5 protein-coding genes are annotated in these 3,582 nt (G+C 50.2%); all 5 read left to right on the forward strand.

The genetic code is table 11. The features are described 5' to 3' along the window. Positions 1-49: 49 nt before the first annotated feature. A complete protein-coding gene (locus IJN28_07595) occupies positions 50-1,027 on the forward strand; it encodes a 2-hydroxyacyl-CoA dehydratase (protein MBQ6713631.1) in 978 nt (325 codons plus the stop codon). Positions 1,028-1,037: 10 nt separating this feature from the next. Continuing rightward, positions 1,038-1,814 carry a 2-hydroxyglutaryl-CoA dehydratase gene (locus tag IJN28_07600; GenBank protein ID MBQ6713632.1) on the forward strand — a complete coding sequence of 259 codons (777 nt, stop codon included), beginning with the start codon at positions 1,038-1,040 and terminating at the stop codon, positions 1,812-1,814. Between the two features lies 1 nt (position 1,815). After that, positions 1,816-2,553 (forward strand): ribonuclease PH, encoded by a 738-nt coding sequence (rph, locus tag IJN28_07605; protein MBQ6713633.1) that lies wholly within the window; start codon positions 1,816-1,818, stop codon positions 2,551-2,553. Next, positions 2,550-3,146 (forward strand): XTP/dITP diphosphatase, encoded by a 597-nt coding sequence (locus IJN28_07610; protein MBQ6713634.1) that lies wholly within the window; start codon positions 2,550-2,552, stop codon positions 3,144-3,146. Before rph ends, IJN28_07610 begins: the two co-directional genes overlap by 4 nt. Then, on the forward strand, positions 3,143-3,582 hold a 440-nt coding region (locus IJN28_07615; GenBank protein MBQ6713635.1), incomplete at its 3' end, for a metallophosphoesterase. The genes IJN28_07610 and IJN28_07615, both read left to right, overlap by 4 nt.

The raw sequence follows: 3,582 nt of genomic DNA on the forward strand, positions 1-3,582 counted from the left end.
GCGATATTTGCTATCCTCTATTTCTTATTTTATAAGGAGAAGGTGAATCATGGGCAGAATCGGCATAACGACGACGGTTCCGTCGGAAGTGATCTTTGCGGCAGGTCATACACCTGTCGATCTGAATAATATTTTTATCGGCGATGAACAGCCGATGCGATTTTTGGAACAGGCAGAAGAAGTCGGTTATCCGCGCAATATCTGCGGCTGGATAAAGGGACTCTATTCTGTTGCTGTTGAAGCGGGTGATCTCGATGCGGTCGTTGCCGTTACGCAGGGCGATTGCAGCAATACGCACGCTTTGATGGAAACGCTGGAACTTGCAGGGATTCGGACGATCCCGTTTGCGTATCCGTTCGATCGCGACTACGACCTTTTGAAGATGCAGATAGAAAAGCTGATGGCGGCACTCGGTACGAATTGGGATGAAGTGAAGCGCGTGCAGGAACGTATGCGTCCGATTCGGAGAAAATTGGCAGAAATAGACCGCATGACTTGGCAGGATAATGTCGTCAGCGGATGGAACAATCATTTATATCAAGTTTGTTCGAGTGATTTTAACGGAGATATGGACGCGTTCGAAGCGTGGGTAGACGAGCTTATCGCAAAGTCTGCCGATGCACCCGAGCGAACAGACGCTATCCGTCTTGCGTATATTGGGGTACCGCCGATCTATACCGACCTTTATTCGTACCTCGAAAAACGTGGTGCACGTGTCGTATTCAACGAAGTACAGCGCCAATTCGCGATGCCGTCGGATGCCGATGACCTTGTAGAGCAGTACCGTGCATACACGTATCCGTATCGTGTATTCGATAGACTTGACGATATCAAGGCAGAACTGGAAAGACGCAATATCGACGGCGTTATCCATTATGTGCAAAGTTTCTGCTATCGTCAGATAGAGGATATGATCTTCCGCGAAAAACTCGATCTTCCGATCTTGACGGTCGAAGGCGATAAACCGGGCAAACTCGATGCCAGAACGAAACTCAGACTGGACAGCTTCCTCGAGATGCTGGAGTAGGAGGAATATGATGATTTGCGGAATCGACTTGGGTAGTCGTAGTGTCAAGCTCGTCTTGGCAGATGGTGATGGCACGATAAGAGAAAAACATATTTTTTCGACCGTTGATTTTTATCGTGAATACGGACGCGCCGATGAAGAAGGACTTCAGATAGACTTTGCCAAACTCGGCATGGAAGGGATTGACGCCGTTGCATCGACGGGATACGGGCGCAATACGCTCGATGTTGTCGGTTCGATGGTCATTCCCGAACTGAAGGCACACGTATTGGGTGTCGTCGAACAGACGGGACTTACCGACTTTACGCTGATCGACCTCGGCGGACAGGACAGCAAGGTCATCAAGGTGCGCAAAGGGCGCATGGTAGACTTTGCGACGAATGATAAATGTGCGGCAAGCACAGGCCGTTATCTTGAGAATATGGCGGCGGTACTCAATATCTCGATGGAAGAACTCAGTAAGCATAGCGAGAATCCCGTGGAACTTAATTCGACTTGTGCTATCTTCGGTGAGAGTGAACTTATCGGACGCATCGTAGAAGGCCATTCGACAGCTGCGCTTGCGGCAGGTGTCAATGATTCCATCGTGAAACGTATCAAACCGATGGTGCGACCGCTGCTCTCTGATACGCTCGTCTTGACGGGCGGTGTTGCGCTTGGGAAAGCGATGAAGGTACTCCTGCAAGAGGCATTTGGCAGAGAGGTCATCGTACCTAGCCAGCCACAGCTCAACGGTGCGATCGGTTGTATCCGCGCAGTGCGGATGAAACAGGAAAAGGGGAAATAACATGAGAATAGATAACAGACAGGCGGATCAGCTCCGCCCCGTGCGCATCACGCGCAATTACTTAAAATATGCAGAAGGCTCGGCGCTCATCGAAGTCGGCAATACGCGCGTGCTTTGTGCGGCAACGATCGAAGAACGGGTACCGTCCTTCTTGAAAGGAAGCGGAGAAGGCTGGATCACGGCAGAATACTCGCTCCTTCCGCGTTCAACGCAGACACGCAATCAGCGCGAATCTGCCAAAGGTAAAGTCACAGGCAGAACACATGAGATACAGCGTCTTATCGGTCGTTCGCTTCGCAGTGTCGTCGATCTCAAGGCACTTGGCGAACGCACGATCTGGATCGACTGCGACGTTATCCAGGCAGACGGTGGTACGCGTACCGCTTCTATCACGGGTGCTTTTATGGCAATGACAGATGCGATCGCTTCCATTTACAAAAATGACAAGCCGTTCCCTGTCAAAGACTTCGTAGCGGCAGTCAGCGTCGGTATCCATGAGAACGAGCCGCTTCTTGATCTTTGTTATGCAGAAGATTCGAACGCCGAAGTCGATATGAACTTCGTTATCACAGGCAGTGGCAAGTTCGTCGAAATTCAAGGTACGGGCGAAGAACGTCCGTTTGACAAAGAAGAAATGAATGCCATGACCGCCCTTGCGGAAAAAGGCATCGCCGAACTCATCGAATACCAAAAAGACCTTCTTGGCAGAGAAGCGTGGAATATTGGGAGAGAACCATGAAACGAATCGTACTTGCAACCAAAAATAAAGGCAAGATAAAAGAAATGCGTGAGCTTCTCGCACCGATGAATATCGAAGTATTGTCACTGGCAGACTTCTCGCCCGTAGATGATGCCGAGGAAAACGGTGCGACGTTCGCAGAAAATGCGATGCTCAAAGCGCGCTATTACTTTGCACATACGGGCACGCTTTGTCTTGCTGATGACTCGGGACTTGAAGTCGATGCACTTGGCGGCCGCCCGGGTGTATACTCTGCGCGTTACAGCGGAGAAGATGCGACTGATGCAGCGAATAATGCAAAAGTGCTCCGAGAAATGGAAGGCATAGAAAAAGATAAACGTACTGCTCGTTTTCGCTGTGCAATGGCACTCGTAGGAGAAGGTATTGAACTGACGACTGACGGTACGTGTGAAGGCGCTTTGCTTACGGAAGAACGTGGCCAAGGTGGATTCGGTTACGACCCGATTTTTTATGTACCGAAATTTGACCGCACACTTGCTGAAATGTCCTCGGAAGAAAAAAACAGTATCAGTCATCGCGGTGCGGCAGTGCGAAAGATGGCTGATCTTATTGCGGAGATGATGGCGAAATGATCATCGGGATCATCAGCGACACGCACGGCTCGAAAAAATCCATCGAATATGCGGTAGAAGCGGTGCCCGATGCCGAATACTGGCTCCATGCAGGCGATTACAGCCAAGATGCCGACTATCTTGCAAAGCTCGCGGGCGTACCTGTGCGGGCAGCCAGCGGGAATTGTGACGGCTATGACACACCTGCCAAGAATGATGAGTATCTGACGCTCGAAGGCAAAGAGATATGGATAACACACGGCCATCATTACTGTGTCAAAGAAAACTTAAGAGAACTTCGCTATTGGGCGAACCAATACGAAGCAGATATTATCGTATTCGGTCACACGCATATACCGCTTATTGAACGGTACGATAGTAGATATTTTATCAATCCGGGCAGTGCCAGATACGGCGTGACCTGTGCGCGTGTCGAGATCGCGGACGGAACTGTTAC

Source organism: Selenomonadales bacterium (assembly GCA_017442105.1).
GTDB lineage: Bacteria > Bacillota > Negativicutes > RGIG982 > RGIG982 > RGIG982.